The following is a 17164-nucleotide window of genomic DNA, read 5'->3' on the forward strand; positions in this document are numbered from 1 at the left end:
AAAAATCTGATTATTTATTGAGGCGGTGCTGCATCATAAGGCACCCCGCGGCCAATATCCCCGGCATAGGTAGCGAGATTTTCCGCATTATTCACCAGGATATAGCCGCGGAACTTAGGAAATTCTCTGAGCAATGCCATAATGCGATTAGCGTCAACGGAGCTTTCAGAATTAATCGAAATTTCTGAGCTAAAGGGAGTGGGAATACCATTTTCCTGAGTAAATTTCAGGATGGCTTCCTTTAGATCTTTTTGTATACCCATATCCTGCAGGGAGGATTTTAAACTTCGGTAAGCCTCTTTGGCATTGACCAATCTTCCTTGCGGAGTTCTGGGTGGATAGTAATAATCCATGGTTTGTACTGCGGCATGTGACGCTTCATGCCTCAGCATGTCGGGAATATTGTTTTTTATCTCTATTTTGACAAGATCATCATGCCCGGAGCTAGCCTGATAGGTTTGATCGCAAACCACAGCAATAGTCGGGTTGCTGCTGCGCGAGGTCATGGCATCAGGAACCGTAGCCAGTTCGTCTTCCGATAACAGTGAAACATACTTTCCGTTAATCGCAGTTTCCCGCTGTCGCGTTGAAATAATAAAGATATTCCTGTAATTCTGCTCCTGAGTTTTCTTAAAGAATTCATCCATAGCGTCAATGGCTTCCCGGAATCGGGTAATACACATCTCGATAACCTCCGCATCCTCAGTATCTATCGCTTTGCTAAAATACTCGGTAATATAACGGCGATATTCGGGGTTGGGATTTTTTGCGCCCAGTTCAGACTGAAGTTTGATCCGCAGATTTTTGATCATTTCAGCGGTTTCTGCAAAACCAGCCTGCAAACGCACCTGGGTCTGCGAGATATATTCCGGCACCTCACCTGAAACTTCCCGGGTAATCCCCCGGGTAACGATATAATCTTTTCCTTTTAATTCCGCTCTGGCCCGGGTATTCCAGAACAGCATATGATCGCGATGTTCCAGCGGCGGAAAAGGAATCGGCGGAAAAGCATCCAGATCTTTGCCTCGCTTTGTATTAATGGCGATATTCTCCGACGCCACACTGCTTTCTGCATCACTGTTGACAATGGCCGGAAAAATATCTGTCCTGACGCTACCCGAGTCGCCGACATCAAGGTTTTCTATCGCTTTCAACCCCTTCTCGTTCTGCCAGACAGCCACCGAAATTCCACCCGCGCCGACAATGGTTCCGGCTGCAGCGCCGATACCCGCACCCACCTCGGCCAGCAACTGAGGCATTTCACCATCAAAAGGAATGGGTTTTATCACATAGCTCTCTATTTCTTTTCCTGTGGCGTTATGTTCTCTGTTAGTTATCGCGGGCGATGGCCGGATCATTTTTCCTGCCAGGGTAGAATCAGGAGCGTAATTATCTGAGCAGTAAAGAATATCCCGCTGACTGGAAATGTCGCATAATATCAGCTCAATAAACCTGTGTTCTTTACTGCCAATACGCAAATGTGCGGAGTTGATTATCTGTTTAAGCCGTGGAAATAATAATTTATACGCAATTAATAAAGATGCCGAATTAATGCTAGCATTATCTTTATTTCTGAATAAGGCGAAACCTATTCCCTCAAACAGCCTGCACTCGTCCGGATGCAAATTATTTTCCCGAATATCGTTACACACGTTCTTATCTAAATTTAACAGCCAGCCAGAAAAATAGTCAGTCAAATATTTATCAACGCCACTGTACGTGAGTTTTTTCATCAATTGATAGAGTGCGTAGTTTATTTTATCTGTAATGGCGCGCAGTTTATTGCCATAGTGATAACTGGCGTTCAGATTATTCGCTCTGCTGTAATATTTAATCAGGGTTTTTGACTCTTGCTGAAGCTCATCGAGCTCGCTCACGGTAATCGCGTCTCTTAATTTCCTGGTCAGCCACTTAGCATTCACCATTTGCATCGGCCGTGCCGTGGCCTCGGGCAGCTTTTCCTGCCTGCTAAGCTCACGATGTAGCACGATAAGCTCGTCATAAAAAGGATCTATTCTTAACGCCTGAGCGAGATTAAACTCCTCAAGACGTCTGGTGGCGGCGGAAAGAATGGTGATTAATTCAGCCATCAGATTTTTGCCCGTCACTGGCTGCGCTTTTGTGCGCAGGCTGGCAGCCGCGTCCAGTAACATAGGATAGAGGTAACGGTTGTAGGCATCCCGGTTAATCAACCCCGCTTCGCGCAGGTAACGGAGTGAATCAGGGATACGTTTATCCTCTTTGATCCTGTCGTAATTATTCAACAGGTCGACTTTTAATAACGCTGCGCTGTTATACTCAGGTTGTGCTGTGCTGGCCGTTGGGGTGGTATAATTCAGACGGCTATTCATCTGCCATTTTTCCGCGAGAGGGCGATCAAAGGTATACCCCTCCAGCGTTTCCGCCTCTGGATCGGATGTAAAAGATTGCAGCGTGTCAGCTGGCATCGCCTCTCTTCCGCTCCCCCGACCGTTAAAATAAGCCGCCGTCCCCCCGGCGATGGTTAACACACCGGCGCCAAATCCCAGCAGAAAATTTTTCCAGCCGATACGTTTTCTGCCGGGTGGTTGCATAACAATAATGCGTTGTCTGGCCTGTCTGGCCTGATCGCAGACAAATTCGATCTGCTGCCCGGTGCTAAACACATTTTTTATTTCTTCATCCTCCCAGTTTTCTGTGGAGATAGACTTTACCCCTCGGCTAAACCATTTTGTTATACGGGTATCAGCCCCTTTTTCCTGCTCCGGTTGCTCACTGCCTGCTTGCGGGAAAACAATCACCGTTTCCTGTGAAGAGGAGACGGAACTGAGCTGTCGCGCCAGCTTTATCGCGGGCTTTTCCTGCGCGTTTTCGTCGGTTACAGAGGCATTGTCTCCCACCACTACAGGCATCAGAGGTAAAGACAGTGAAGGTATATCTGGCATCGTCTTTTTTATCCCTTAATAATTAAACTCCCTTTATTTAATTAGTATAAATTCATAAGAAATATATTTTTGCAGAAAAAAAGCATTCACAAAGCCAGCTATGAAAATTAATTTCACCTTTTACTCAGAAGGGCAAGAAATACTGGCTCACCACCTCAACTTATATCTCTGCGGCTGTGGTAACATGCTATTTTCCCGTTTGAGAAAAATGATTTTTTCCTGCAAGAAAAACTGGCTGAGTGGGCGCTGTTGATTAGAATAGCTAACTAAGCATAAATTACTCCTGTAATCGTTTTGGAATAATTTAATGAGTCACTATTACACCTATTGGTTTAATCTTTGCGGCAAATTGCCTAACGGCGTTACACTCTAGGACAGTTTACCTTTAACCTGATGGACAGAACCGATGACCAGACACTATGACTATCTTGCTATTGGCGGCGGCAGCGGCGGCATCGCCTCAATTAACCGTGCGGCGATGTATGGCCAGAAATGCGCCTTGATCGAAGCGAAAGCGCTGGGCGGCACCTGTGTAAACGTGGGATGTGTACCCAAGAAAGTCATGTGGCATGCGGCGCAGATTGCCGAAGCTATTCATCACTACGGCCCCGATTACGGTTTCGATACCACAGTCAATCATTTCGATTGGGCGACGCTGGTAAAAAACCGTAGCGCCTATATTGATCGCATCCACACTTCGTATGACAACGTGCTGGGTAAAAACCAGGTTGACGTGATCAGGGGCTATGCCCGCTTTGTTGACGCCCGTACGGTTGAAGTGAATGGCGAACAGATTACCGCTGACCATATTCTGATCGCGACCGGCGGTCGGCCAAGCCATCCGCGCATTCCCGGTGCCGAATATGGCATCGATTCTGACGGCTTTTTCGAGCTGGACGCTCTGCCCAGGCGCACCGCAGTAGTGGGCGCAGGCTATATCGCCGTTGAGCTGGCCGGCGTGGTCAATGCGCTGGGATCGGAGACGCACCTGTTTGTGCGTAAGCACGCTCCGCTACGCACTTTCGATCCGCTCCTGTCAGAATCGCTGGTAGAAGTGATGAATCTGGAAGGCCCGACGCTGCATACCGAAGCGATTCCCAAAGCGGTAGTAAAAAACAGTGACGGCAGCCTGACGCTGAAGCTGGAAGATGGTCGCGAGCAGACGGTGGACTGTCTGGTATGGGCGATTGGACGCGAACCGGCCACCGATAACCTGAACCTCGGCGTTACCGGCGTCGCGCTGACGGAGAAAGGACACATCAGAGTCGATAAATACCAGAATACTAATGTCCCCGGTATTTATGCGGTAGGTGATAATACCGGCGCTGTGGAGCTGACTCCCGTCGCCATCGCGGCTGGCCGTCGTCTCTCTGAACGCCTGTTTAATAACAAACCGGACGAGCATCTGGATTACGCCAATATCCCTACCGTAGTGTTCAGTCATCCCCCCATCGGCACTGTGGGCCTGACCGAGCCACAGGCACGTGAGCAGTTTGGCGATGAGCAGGTCAAAATCTACACCTCCTCTTTTACCGCCATGTATACCGCAGTAACTCAGCGCCGTCAGCCGTGCCGTATGAAGCTGGTCTGTGTTGGCGCCGAAGAGAAAATTGTCGGCATCCACGGTATCGGCTTCGGTATGGATGAGATGCTGCAGGGCTTCGCAGTGGCGCTGAAAATGGGCGCCACCAAGAAAGATTTCGATAATACGGTCGCCATTCACCCCACCGCCGCGGAAGAGTTTGTCACCATGCGCTAATCGCGCCGCTGAATCCGGGATTAATGACCAGCCGCTGCTGGTCATTTTTTCAGGGCGTGGTGTCCTGTGTTTTCCCCTCTTCTGCCAGCGCTCTGGCGGCACAGATCAGCGACAGATGGCTCAGCCCCTGCGGCATATTGCCGCGCCAGGTGTTGCTGCGAATATCAAACATCTCATTGAATATCTGAATATTCCCGGTCAGACACAGCGTGTCCAGAATCTCCTGCATCGCTTCGCTCGCTGCCGTCTGGTGCCCCATATTGGCCAGCGCCTCTACCAGCCAGAAAGCGCAGGCGACAAATGTCCCCTCTTCCTGCGGCACACCGGTATAGCGATAAACCAGCGGTCGCCCTTCGCCCAGTTCCTGCTGAATAGCGCGTAAGGTACACAGCATACGCTCCGGGTTCACCTTGCTGCCGTAGTGGTGCGTCAGTGCAATGGCCGCATCCAGCCTGTCGCTTCCCACATAGAAAGTGTATGTCTGGCGTGATTCAGACCAGCAGTGTTGCTCAATCCAGTCGCTGATTCGATCCCGCTCCCGCTCCCAGCGCGCTTTCCATGTTGGCTCGATATGCCCCGCCTCTGACAGCGCTACTGCCTGATCCAGCGCCAGCCAGCAGGCCATTTTTGAATGAGTATAGTGCTGCTTTTCCGGCAGCTCCCAGATACCGCAATCCTGTTCGCGCCAGGTATCGGCGCAGCGGTTGGCCAGCTGCCCCAGCAGACGCGAAGAGGCGATATCGAGGATATGTCCGGCGTCGATAAACAGACGCGCGGTCGCCAGCATATCGCCATACATACTGAGCTGAATCTGACGGCTGGCATTGTTGCCCGAGCGTACCGGCTGGGTTCCACGATAGCCCTCCAGCGGCAAATAGCGCTCTTCCGGCACCAGGTTACCCTCCAGGGTATAGCAGGCGCGCAGATCGCCGTCATGGCGCAGAATGGTATTGGTCAACCAGGAGTAGGCAGCTTTACAATCCTCCAGCGAACCCAGGTAAACAAAGGCTTTGATAATCAGACAGGCATCGCGCACCCAGGCGTAGCGGTAATCATAATTTTTTTCTTTCCCTATCCCTTCCGGCAGCGAAGTTGTGGCCGCCGCCGCCAGAGCGCCGGTCGGAGAATACCAGAGAAACTTCAGCGCCAGCGCCGAGCGCTTTACGTGTTCAGTAAAAGGACCGTCCCAGGTGAGATCCTTCACCCAGTCGCGCCAGGCGTAATCGCTGGTTTCGATGCGCTGGTCGATTTTCTCCAGCGGCGGCACCGCCAGCGGTTCCCGCTCCGTGGCGACCAGCGCCACCAGCGAACGGGAATCGGGCCGGGTAATAAAATAGCCGTTGACGCCCTCATCGCTGCGCCCGGTGATCACCACGTCGTCGGAAAAACGCAGCATCGTCATCAGATCGCCAATGTGAAAAACCGGCTGTTTCTGCGCATCATCAAACCAGGGGGATTGCGTCTCCGCACGGGTGCCGAGCTTGAGTCGCAACAGCATGCGCACCGAGCCTTTCAGCCCCTCCACGCGTCGCGCCAGCTCATTCCAGGGCAACCGCCCCGCCAGCGTACTGTTCATGGATTCCGTAATACGCACGCTGCCGCTGGCTGTTTCATAACAGGTTTCCAGCACATTGCTGTCCGGACGGTATTTACGCTTCATTTGCCAGGGTTCTTCCGGCACCAACTGAAAATAGCCGCCCACGCCAGCATCAAGGATGCGATCAAACAGCGGGGGGGAGTCCATATCAGGTGCGCACCACCAGTCGATCGCCCCATCGGGCGCGATCAGCGCGACTGAGCGCCCTTCGCCGATCGCTGCATAATCGCCCAGCTCCGCGTAGCCCTGCTCGCGTGCCGGTGATGCAAAGGTTTTGTTCTTCACAAGTCGCTGATTCCTTTTAGACCTATGGCCGACAGCGGCCGGTTAACGGAATAGCTTTAAGCGTAGTACAGCCAGTGGGTCGTTACCCTGCTTCGCCTTTGCGCAACGCACGGCTTAGCCGTTTTATCTGTAGCTGACAAGGCGCGGCAGGGAAACACTCTGTGGTTCAGCTCAGATGATCCAGCCAGTTGACATAAGCCTGATCCCACAACGCGGCAGGTGTTCCCGCTTTGCCAAGGCCAAAACCGTGTCCACCTTTGGCCAGCTGCATCAGCTCTACCGGCACCCCCTTCTGACGACAGGTATTACGCAACAACTCGGAATTGATCGGGTTTGAAACGTGATCGTCCTCCGCCTGGGCGAGAAAGGCTGGGGGAAAACGACGCGTGACGTAATTTTGCACTGACCATTGCGCCTCCTCTGCGGGCGTAGCGCGGTTGCCCACCAGCATCTGGTGGGTGGTGGTATGTTGCCAGGGCGCTTCGAGGGTAATTACCGGGTAAATCAGCCCGACGCTGTCTGCGGCAGGCACCAACTGATCCAATGTATCCTGAGGCGTATAAGAGGCAAAATCGGTGCGCGCTGCCGCCATCGCCAGCAAATGACCACCCGCCGAGAACCCCAGCAGGTGAACTTTGCGGGCGAATGAACGTACCAGACGAATAGCGCGTTGAGCATCCTGCAAAGGGGCCAGCGCACCCGCGCGCCACTTTTCATGGGGCAAGCGGTAACTCAGCACATACGCCGTATAACCTTTGTCATTCAGCCAGCGCGCTACAGGCCAGGCCTCACGTCCCATACCAATCCAGCGATAGCCGCCGCCTGCGGCGATCAGCACCGCCTCACCATTGGGCTCCCCGGGGCGAAAACAGTGAATCGCCGGGCTGACAATATTTGACCAGGAACCATGAGGGCTGATGCGCAACTCGCCAGAAGGCCCGCCGCCGCCAGGGGGATCATCCGGCCAGAGGGGAATGATTTCGTTGCGGGCAAAAAGGTTGCCAGTGGACATAGAAAGCAGCGTGGCGGTAGTGCCAAGCAATAAACGACGACGCGTAATCATGATACCCGTAAGCGATTCTACTAAACGGCATAACTTTCATGCTGATAATGCAAGTAAAGTGCCAGAGGTACGTTATTATGCGCGCAGCGATCACAAAAAAGCGATAAAAAACGCGCACCACTTCTGCGCGTTTCGGGTAAAAGCGGTGAGCTTACGCAGCCGATCAATCTTCCTGCCGGAACTGGGTCATTACCGCCTGCTGGCACTGCTGCTCATTACTGCGCAACCTGTTACGTTCTCCATCGTCCAGCTCCTGCCATGCGCTGACCACTTCGCGCGCCAGATCCTCATCAAATGACTGCTTGTTCATCGCGTACGAGGGCTGGCTGCGTGAGAGTGCGTCTTTCATTTGCGCAATGTACTGATCATCTGACATATCAGCAGATGCGCCGCCAGCAATATGACACAGCTGGCTGGCATAAATATTTTCTGGCGTGTCCTCAGCGGCCAGCGCGCTGGACGAGAGGGTGATTCCTAACAGTAATAACAGGGAAAATTTCATTTCAGGCTCCTGTTTGTTCCGACCAGGCTAAAGCTTAGCTCATCATTTATCTTGTTGCTGCGCACTCAGCCGTGCAGTACGCCAGTTAAGCAGCGGCGTGACCGTTGCGCCATGCAGTACAATGCTGACCACCACCAGCGTCAGCGCCATATCGACCATCAGCGTGGGCGCCTCTCCGTCCATGCCGTGTACCCAGGCAAAAGCAATATAGTTAATACTGCCGATGCCGCGAATACCCAGCCAGCCAATCAGTATACGGCGCGCCAGAGGAATTCCCGCCCCCAGCGTCGCCAGCCAGACCGCCAGCGGCCGCACCACTACAAACAGCAGCATACCGAGTAACACCCCGGTCAGATTCCAGTGAACCGCCAGCGTCACGCCCAGCACCACCATCAGCCCGGCCGCCGTCAGACGTTCAATAGTGTCGCCAAAAGAGAGCGAATCGCCGACCACCAGGCCGATCGATTTCGCGATATTGTCGCCGTCGAATGACATACGCTGACTGGGATTGATCAGTTCTTCCGCAGGCAGGAAGCGATCATCTTCGGGCAAATGTTCCTGCGGGTTACGTTTAATTACCCGCACTTCAGCGCGGCGCAGCCCTACCCCTGCGGCAAAGGTCGCCAGAAAGCCCGAGGCATCCAGCGCCTGGGCTAACGCATAGCTCAGGGCGATCAACGCCAGCGCCAGAAAATCATTGGGCGCCACATCGCTGCGCGCATGGCGCAAACGCGTGACCAATAAGCCGATCAGCCGGCCTAAAAGAAAACCGATGGCGAGACCGCCTGGTACCGCCCAGATGACATCCTTCAGCGCCCACTGCGTGAAAAACCCCTCGCCCGTCGACTCGCCGTTAAACAACAACACCGCCAGCATCAGCAACGGCAGCGCCGAGCCATCATTCATGCCTGCTTCGCTGGAAAGCGCGACCCGTAGCGCATCGTCATCACGTGCATCATTCACTGAAATCAGGCTGGCCAGTACCGGATCGGTCGGTGCCACAATGGCGGCAAAGGCCAGCGACAGCGACCAGTTGAAGCCGGTGATCCAGTGCACCAGCAGCGTCATACCGGCCACGGTCAGCAGCATGGCCGGAAACGCCAGTCGTGCCCCGACCCGCCAGCCGGTATGACGAAACGGCAGACGCAGCTTCAGCCCGGTAATAAACAGCGAGGCGGCCATGGTGATTTCCGTGACATGCACAACCAGCGTCGAATGGCCAAGAATGTCGATATGAAGAAGATCAAATCCCCAGGGACCGCATAAAATACCAGCCAGCAGAAAGAGGCCAAAGGAGGTCACGGGTCCACGATGAATCCAGCCGGAAACCAGTGACATTAACAGCAACAATCCCCCCGTTGCCGCAGTCCAGGCAAGAAAGCTCATAGCGCACCATGTCAGAAAAATAATTTTCTTAATCCTGGCACACTATTTTATTGAATGAGGCGAGCGCACGTTGAAAGGAGAAAGTTCAGTGCTGGCGCCGCCTGAAAAGGATTCAGGCTAACCACGACGCCAGCTCAGCGATGTCGTCAGTGGTCGTGGCGCGACATGCGATCAAGAAAGCCCATCACAAAGGCGGAGAGCACAAAAGTCAGGTGGATAATGACATACCACATCAGCTTGTCGTTCTCGACGTTACGCGCCTCCATAAATACGCGCAGCAGATGGATAGAGGAGATTGCCACAATCGAGGCCGCCACCTTGTTCTTCAGCGATCCGGAATCCATTTTGCCCAGCCAGCTTAGCTTCTCTTTGTGCTCATCAATATCGAGTTTAGAGACGAAGTTTTCATAGCCGGATAGCATCACCATCACCAGCAGACCACCTACCAGCGTCATATCTACCAGCGACAGCAACAGCAGGATCAAATCGTTCTCGCTAATGGTGAGAATATGGGGCAGCAGATGAAAAATTTCCTGAAAAAACTTGATAGTCAGCGCCAGTAAACCCAGCGAAAGGCCAACGTACACCGGCGCCAGCAGCCAGCGCGACGCATACATCAGGTTTTCGGTAAAACGTTCCATAAATTCCCATTCTTTGTCAGACAGGACTGGAAGTATAACCGATGCATTGTGAAGTTATTTCAGGCTGTTTTCATAAATTTAAGGCGCAGCGCACAGCGCATTAGCAGCTAAGGATTTCTCCCCCATGGCAGAGAGATAAGGGTAATGCCGAAGAGGGGTGTGCCCCCAGATATCCTGTCAGCATTTTTTCCTTTTTTCCGGAAAGGCGTCACAATGCATCATCAAATGAAATTTTTATTCAAAAATAAATTGTGAGCGCTATTCCGTTAATTTCAGCGGACTGTTGTGCGTTAACGGCGGGTTTCTTAGTCTTATTCAGGCACCAGCCGCAATGTCCTTTGCTTAACATGAAATAAAAATTCCATTATGCCGCTGCCTCCGGAGACATGGTAATGAAAACGATCCCTGCCCTGCTGATGTTGCTCTCCCTCTGCTGTTCCGCCCCGGTTCTGGCGGAAAAGCTGGGGGTTTCTATGGCCTATTTTGACCAGAACTTCCTGACCATTATCCGTCACGCCATTGATCAGGAAGCAAAGGCGCGCGGGCTTGACGTGCAGTTTGAAGATGCGCGCGGCGATGTGGGTCGGCAAACCGATCAGGTACAAAGTTTTATCAGCGCGGGGGTCGATGCGATCATTGTCGATCCGGTCGACTCCGCCAGCACGCCAGCACTGACGAAACTGGCTCAGCAGGCAAAAATTCCGCTGGTGTATGTCAATCGCACCCCGGGCGATCGCAGCCTGCCGCCCGGGGTGGTGTTTGTCGGCTCTGATGAACGCGAATCGGGCACCATGCAGATGGAAGCGCTGGCAAAACTGGCCAATTACAAAGGCAACGTCGCCATTATGATTGGCAACCTGAGCGACGCCGGGGCGCTGCAGCGCACCAAAGATGTGGAGCAGGTGGTGGCGAAATATCCCGGGATGAAAATCACCCTGAAGCAAACCGCCAACTATTCTCGTAACGAAGGGATGGATCTGATGCTCAACTGGCTGACCAACGGAGAAGAAATTGACATAGTGGCCGCCAATAATGACGAAATGGCGATCGGGGCGATTATGGCGATCGATCAGTCCGGTAAGGGTCAGAAAAATATTCTGGTGGGCGGCATTGATGCCACGCCGGATGGCCTGAAGGCGCTTGCGTCCGGCAAAATGCAGGTGACCGTCTTTCAGGATGCTGTGGGCCAGGGGAAAACCTCGGTGGATGCGGCACAACGCCTGATGAGAGGCGAAAAAGTGCCCGCAAACTTGTGGATTCCCTTTGAGCTGGTTACCCGCGAAAACATGCAGACCTATGCCGAAAAAAGTCACTGATAAGCGAAGCGAAGCCCGCTATCACACGGCTTCGGCAAATTGACAGAGTAACGGCAAAGCGGCGGAAGTGAATCCATTCTTGCACTAAGCTAAATTTTTCAGGCAAAGGCAGGAAACGATTATGCTTTACCGCCGCTTCGAACGTTTTATTAATATTTTTCAGGACGCGCCATCAGATACGCCACCGTCTCGCGTCCGGCCATTTTATATCTATTACCTGCGTCAGGTATGGACCAGCTTTGCTGCGCTGCTGGTGATAAGTCTGGTTTCCGCGTTGATTGAAGTCGCCCTTTTCAGCTATCTGAGCCGTATTATTGACCTGGTGAATCACTCGACGCCCGGCACGCTGTTCGAAGAAAACTGGCCGACCCTGCTCTGGATGGGCTTTGTCGCTCTGATGCTGCGTCCGTTATGTACCTGGCTGCACGATTTACTGGTACATCTCAACATCAATCCGGGGATGCCCAATCTGATCCTCTGGCAACAGCACAATTACATGCTGCGCCAGAGCCTGAGCTTTTTTCACAACGATTTTGCCGGACGTATTGCCCAGCGCATTATGCAAACCGGTAACGCCTTGCGTACCTCGGCGGTGCAGCTGGTGGAAGCGATCTGGCATGTGCTGATTTATGCCATCACCTCGCTGGTACTGTTTGCCGACACCGACTGGCGACTGATGATCCCGCTGATCATCTGGATCCTGGCCTACAGTTACGCAATGCGCTTTTTTGTGCCACGGGTGAAAAAGCGCACGGTCAAAGCAGTGGAAGCGCACTCAAAACTGATGGGCCATATTGTCGACAGTTATACCAATATCGCCACCATCAAGCTCTTCGCGCACAGCGCTCTGGAGAAGCGTTTTGCGCGCGAGGCGATTCAGGAACAGACCGATAAAGCCCGCGTCGTCAGCCGTATGGTGATCAGCATGGATGTCACGCTGGCGATCCTGAATGGTCTGCTGATCGTCACTACCTCGGGTCTTGCGCTCTGGCTCTGGAGCCAGTCACTGATCAGCGTAGGCGCGATTGCGCTGGCGACCGGCCTGGTAATCCGTCTGGTCAATATGTCCGGCTGGATCATGTGGGTGGTCAACGGCATTTTTGAAAATATCGGGATGGTGCAGGACGGGCTGAACACCATTGCGCAGCCGCTTAAAGTCCAGGATGTGCCGCAGGCGAAAGACTTGCAGGTTACGCGCGGCGGTATTCGCTTTGTCGATGTCTATTTTAACTATGGCGCTGACCGTCCGGTGATAAACCAGCTGAATCTGGAGATCAAACCCGGCGAAAAAATCGGTCTGGTGGGCCCTTCCGGAGCTGGTAAGTCAACGCTGGTCAACCTGCTGCTGCGCCTTTACGACCTCAACGGCGGCCGCATCCTGATTGACGACCAGAATATTGCTGATGTCAGCCAGCAGAGCCTGCGCGGGCAGATCGGCATGATTACCCAGGATACCTCGTTGCTGCATCGCTCGATTCGCGAAAATCTGTTATATGGCCGGCCTGATGCCACGGATGATGAGCTGAACGAAGCCATTTATCGCGCCCGGGCCGATGAATTTATTCCACTGCTCACCGATTCGCAGGGTCGTACCGGGCTGGATGCCCATGTTGGCGAACGCGGCGTGAAACTTTCCGGTGGTCAGCGTCAGCGTATCGCCATTGCCCGCGTCCTGCTGAAAGATGCGCCCATTCTGATTATGGATGAAGCCACTTCAGCGCTCGATTCTGAAGTGGAGGCGGCGATCCAGGAGAGTCTGGAAACCCTGATGGAGGGCAAAACGGTGATTGCCATTGCTCACCGCCTCTCAACCATCGCCAAAATGGATCGGCTGGTGGTGCTGAAAAAAGGTCAGATTGCGGAAATCGGCAGCCACCAGGAGTTGCTGGCCCTTAACGGACTCTATGCACGGCTCTGGCGCCATCAGACCGGTGGTTTTGTCGGCATGAAATGATGGTCCCGCCGCCAGGGTAAGGCATTGCGCGCCTCTTCTGCCCAGGCGCGCACGCCTTCCCGCTCCTGCTGCAGAAAGTCATCGACCGCCTCACGCAAACCTGGATGGCAGAGATAGTGCCAGGAGCGGGTAATTTGTGGTTCGAATCCCCGTACCAGCTTGTGCTCGCCCTGAGCACCGGCATCGAAACGCTGTAAGCCTGCGGCGATAACAAAGTCCATGCCCTGATAAAAACAGGTTTCAAAATGCAGGCGGTTAAACTCCGCCAGGCAGCCCCAGTAGCGGCCATACAGCGTCTGGTTATCCACCAGACAGAATGCCATCGCAACGGGCTGTTTTTGCAGCGTGACGATATTCACGCGAATAGCGCCAGGCATACGCTGCGCCAGCAGGCTGAAAAAATCACGGTTGAGATAGGGACGCTGACCGCGCACCGCATAGGTATTGGCGTAACAGGTGTAGACAAAATCCCACTGGCTTTCACTCAGTTCATCGCCACAATACCAGTGGAAGGCAAAACCATTGGCCCGGATCTGCTCGCGCTCTTTACGCAACTGTTTGCGCTTACGCGACATCAGAGTGTCGAGAAAGTCCTGAAAGTCCCGGTAACCGGGGTTATGCCAGTGATACTGACAGCCAAAGCGCAACAGCCAGTCCGGGGACGACTGCAACAACGCATCGGCGCGCGTATCGGTAAAATTAATATGCGCACCGCTCAGCTGGTGCTGATGCAGCGCATCCGGCAGCGCCGCCAGCAGTTGCGCCAGCGCCGTAGAGTCGCCCAGCAGACGTGCGCCGCTCACCGGGCTGAACGGAATTGCTCCCAGCCATTTGGAATAGTAGCGGATACCGGCGCGGTGACAGGCATCGGCCCAGGCGTGGTCGAACACATACTCGCCGCGTGAATGCCGCTTACGGTAGCCCGGAATCGCCGCGTGCACGGTTCCCTGCTCACGCCACAGCAGATGCTCCGGCTGCCAGCCGCTCGCTGCGCTGACGCTGCCGCTCTCTTCCAGCGTCAGCAGAAAAGCGTGACGCAAAAAGGGCTGACCATCCGGCAGAAGCGCATCCCAGTCAGCTGCAGGCAGTTCCGCTATCGCGGGAAGATGAATCAGGGACATAAACAACTCCGTTCCAGGGACATCGAAGGGCCAGTCAACCAGCTTTTACCGTCGGGGGGAAGCGCCGCCGCACTTGAGGTCAAACCCCAGCGCCTGCGCTGGTGCCTCTTAACCCAGCAGATTCACCAGGGCAAAACCGGCAAAGGTCATCAGCAACGATCCGGTGACATGGATTACCACGCTGCCCATCGCCCAGAGATATTTACCCGTCTGCAACAGCTGCATAATTTCAGCAGAAAAAGTGGAAAAGGTGGTCAGCCCGCCACACAGACCCGTGACAATAAATAGTTTCCAGCTGGGGTCGAGATGAGGATTTTTCATAAACCAGGCGAGCGCCGCACCGATAATAAATCCCCCCAGCAGATTCACCAGCAGGGTGCCTGGCGGCAGGACAGGAAACAGCGCATTAAAACGCAACGAAAAAAGCCAGCGTAGCGAGCAGCCCACAGCACCACCCAGCATCACAGCCAGCAACGATTTCAACATGATCCAGCTCCCGAAAACAGAGAATGCGCAGCTCAGAGGTGAGGGAAAAGGTACACCTGCACCCTGAGGGCGTGAGAATATCCCGCTTTATGTTTTCACGCCAGCCCGCGGCCATGCGCCCGCCGCGGGTTCACACGCATCGCTTTTCGCGCGGAGTTGATCATGCGAACCCTGATTTTTGACACCGATATCGGCGTTGATGACGCCTTTGCCCTGGCGTATGCCGCCCGCACGCAGCAGCTGCTGGGCATCACAACAGTATTTGGCAACGTTGAGGTGGGACAGGCGGTGAAAAATGCCCGGCTGTTCTGCGAGAAGATGGCGATTGACGCGCCCGTTTATCGCGGTTGTTCACGCCCGCTGGCGCTGCCCACCACGCCACCCGCCAGGTTGCATGGTCAGGATGGGCTTGGCGATGCCTTTACGAATCCCTGGAGCGACAGCGCGCCGGGTGCCGTGCAGTTTATTATCGACAGCGTACGCGCGCAGCCGCACCGCATCACTCTGGTAGCCATCGGTCCACTGACCAACATCGCCAGCGCCATTAACCAGGCACCCGATATTGTTCCGCTTATCAAAGAGCTGGTGGTGATGGGGGGCGCTTTCGGCACCGGAGGGCATACCGGCAATGTCACGCCCTTCAGCGAGTTCAATATCTGGAAGGATCCGCATGCGGCCGATCAGGTGTTTACCTCCGCCCTGCCGCTGGTGATCCTGCCGCTGGACGTGACACACAAGGTGCTGATCACCGGCAAAGAGGTAGAGCGGCTGAACCAGCCGGTGCTGAGCGCCATCTGTCAGCCCTACCTGGCCTGGAGTCGCCAGAAAGAGGGGTTTGACGGCATGGCGCTGCATGACACCCTGACCCTCTCTTATCTCTGCCTGCCGGATGCGTTTCAGACGGTCAGGTCGCCGGTGCGCGTGGTGACCGAAGGCATTAGTCGTGGTCAGACGGTGCGGCGTCTCTCCCTGCTTGCTTCACGGGAAGATCCCTTCGCTGGCTGCCCGGCACAGACGCTCTGCCTCGGCGTCGATGCAGAGGCAGTACGCGCTCATTTTTTTGCCACATTGCAGGCTTAGCGGCTGAAGTCGATCACCCCTTTGATCAGCTGTGGGTTATTAATCACCTGCGGCTCAAAGGTTTCCGCGAGCGTAGAGAAGGCGAAGCGTTGATTAAGCATCATATCCGCGCGCAGCTGGCCACTGCTCATCAGGGCGCGCACATGGTCAAAATCCTCGCGCGTGGCATTGCGGCTGCCCATCAGCGTGGTCTCTTTCTTATGAAATTCACTGTCCGGGATCACCAGGTCGCCCTTATGCAGGCCAACAAACACAATACTGCCGCCGTGGCGTAACAGGTTTACCGCATTGTTCATCGCCTGTGGATTGCCGGTGGCATCGATCACCTTCGCCGCCAGCTGACCATTGAACTGCTGACGCAGCGCGGTCGTAAACTGCGCATCAGCCGGATCCAGCGCGGTAAGCGCCAGTTTTTCTGCCACCTGTGCCCGGCGCACGGCGCTGGTATCCGCCACCACCACCTGCGCGCCGGCAGCGGCAGCGATGGCGGCCACCCCCAGCCCAATCGGTCCCGCGCCCACCACCAGCACCGCATCATCGGCGCTGACAGCGGCACGTCGCACGGCATGCGCGCTGATGGCAAAAGGCTCTGTCAATGCAGCCGTTTCCGGTTCAAGGTCATCTACCGCCAGCAAATTGGCGACCGGCACGCTGAGGAAGTTGCAAAAGCCGCCATCCTGATGCACGCCCACCACGGAGATATGTTCACAACAGTTAGTTTTACCGCTCTGGCAGGCGTCGCACTGTTGACAGGAAAGATAGGGAATCAGCGCCACGCGCTGGCCCGGCTGGAAGCCGCTGGCGGCGCTGCCCAGCGCCACCACTTCACCGCACAGTTCATGGCCGAGTACGCGGGGATAGCTGAAAAAAGGCTGATTGCCCGCCCAGGCATGAATATCGGTGCCGCAAATCCCGGCGGTAAGAAGTTTAATTAATGCTTCGTTAGCTGCCGGCACCGGTTGGCTGCGCGTCTGCCAGACCATATTACGGGGTTCGGCAATCACAAGGGCTTGCATGGTTGTCATGGTTATTCTCCTGTTTTCTTTCCAT

General features: G+C 54.5%; 13 protein-coding genes. 4 read left to right on the forward strand and 9 right to left on the reverse strand.

Annotation, left to right across the window (positions count from 1 at the left end):
• Positions 1-14 precede the first annotated feature (14 nt).
• Positions 15-2924: a hypothetical protein gene (locus E0E17_RS06135; protein ID WP_130832509.1), complete on the reverse strand. Its 2910-nt coding sequence runs from the start codon at positions 2922-2924 to the stop codon at positions 15-17.
• Positions 2925-3330: 406 nt separating this feature from the next.
• Here E0E17_RS06135 and gorA point away from each other — a divergent pair, with 406 nt between their 5' ends.
• Positions 3331-4683, forward strand: coding sequence for a glutathione-disulfide reductase (gene gorA, locus E0E17_RS06140; RefSeq protein WP_130832511.1), 1353 nt, complete (start codon positions 3331-3333; stop codon positions 4681-4683).
• 49 nt (positions 4684-4732) lie between these two features.
• Here the strand turns inward: gorA and E0E17_RS06145 are convergent, their stop codons facing one another.
• From E0E17_RS06145 to E0E17_RS06165, 5 genes are all read right to left on the reverse strand, one after another.
• Positions 4733-6565: a glycoside hydrolase family 15 protein gene (locus E0E17_RS06145; RefSeq protein ID WP_130832513.1), complete on the reverse strand. Its 1833-nt coding sequence runs from the start codon at positions 6563-6565 to the stop codon at positions 4733-4735.
• A gap of 166 nt (positions 6566-6731) precedes the next feature.
• Positions 6732-7628, reverse strand: coding sequence for an alpha/beta hydrolase (locus tag E0E17_RS06150; protein WP_130832515.1), 897 nt, complete (start codon positions 7626-7628; stop codon positions 6732-6734).
• Between the two features lie 163 nt (positions 7629-7791).
• Entirely contained in the window at positions 7792-8130 is a 339-nt protein-coding gene (locus tag E0E17_RS06155) for a hypothetical protein (RefSeq protein ID WP_130832517.1), read from the reverse strand.
• Between the two features lie 42 nt (positions 8131-8172).
• Complete coding sequence (locus E0E17_RS06160; RefSeq protein ID WP_130832519.1) at positions 8173-9516, reverse strand: cation:proton antiporter; 1344 nt, start codon at positions 9514-9516, stop codon at positions 8173-8175.
• 146 nt (positions 9517-9662) lie between these two features.
• Positions 9663-10157, reverse strand: a complete 495-nt coding sequence (locus E0E17_RS06165) for a TIGR00645 family protein (protein ID WP_130832521.1) — start codon at positions 10155-10157, stop codon at positions 9663-9665.
• Between the two features lie 392 nt (positions 10158-10549).
• Between E0E17_RS06165 and E0E17_RS06170 the strand changes: the two genes are divergently transcribed.
• Positions 10550-11473: a sugar ABC transporter substrate-binding protein gene (locus E0E17_RS06170; RefSeq protein WP_130832523.1), complete on the forward strand. Its 924-nt coding sequence runs from the start codon at positions 10550-10552 to the stop codon at positions 11471-11473.
• A 121-nt stretch (positions 11474-11594) separates the two neighbouring features.
• A complete protein-coding gene (locus tag E0E17_RS06175; protein ID WP_130832525.1) occupies positions 11595-13427 on the forward strand; it encodes an ABC transporter ATP-binding protein in 1833 nt (610 codons plus the stop codon).
• Here E0E17_RS06175 and E0E17_RS06180 read toward each other — a convergent pair.
• Positions 13397-14548 (reverse strand): GNAT family N-acetyltransferase, encoded by a 1152-nt coding sequence (locus E0E17_RS06180; RefSeq protein ID WP_130832527.1) that lies wholly within the window; start codon positions 14546-14548, stop codon positions 13397-13399. The genes E0E17_RS06175 and E0E17_RS06180 overlap by 31 nt on opposite strands.
• A gap of 108 nt (positions 14549-14656) precedes the next feature.
• Positions 14657-15034 carry a fluoride efflux transporter CrcB gene (gene crcB / locus E0E17_RS06185; protein ID WP_130832529.1) on the reverse strand — a complete coding sequence of 126 codons (378 nt, stop codon included), beginning with the start codon at positions 15032-15034 and terminating at the stop codon, positions 14657-14659.
• Positions 15035-15196: 162 nt separating this feature from the next.
• Between crcB and E0E17_RS06190 the strand changes: the two genes are divergently transcribed.
• Complete coding sequence (locus tag E0E17_RS06190; protein WP_130832531.1) at positions 15197-16114, forward strand: nucleoside hydrolase; 918 nt, start codon at positions 15197-15199, stop codon at positions 16112-16114.
• Here E0E17_RS06190 and E0E17_RS06195 read toward each other — a convergent pair.
• On the reverse strand, positions 16111-17139 hold the full coding sequence (locus E0E17_RS06195; protein WP_130832533.1) for a zinc-binding alcohol dehydrogenase family protein: 1029 nt from the start codon (positions 17137-17139) through the stop codon (positions 16111-16113). The genes E0E17_RS06190 and E0E17_RS06195 overlap by 4 nt on opposite strands.
• Between the last annotated feature and the right edge of the window lie 25 nt (positions 17140-17164).

Origin of the sequence: [Erwinia] mediterraneensis (genome assembly GCF_900604315.1) — a bacterium.
GTDB classification, from domain to species: domain Bacteria; phylum Pseudomonadota; class Gammaproteobacteria; order Enterobacterales; family Enterobacteriaceae; genus Pantoea; species Pantoea mediterraneensis_A.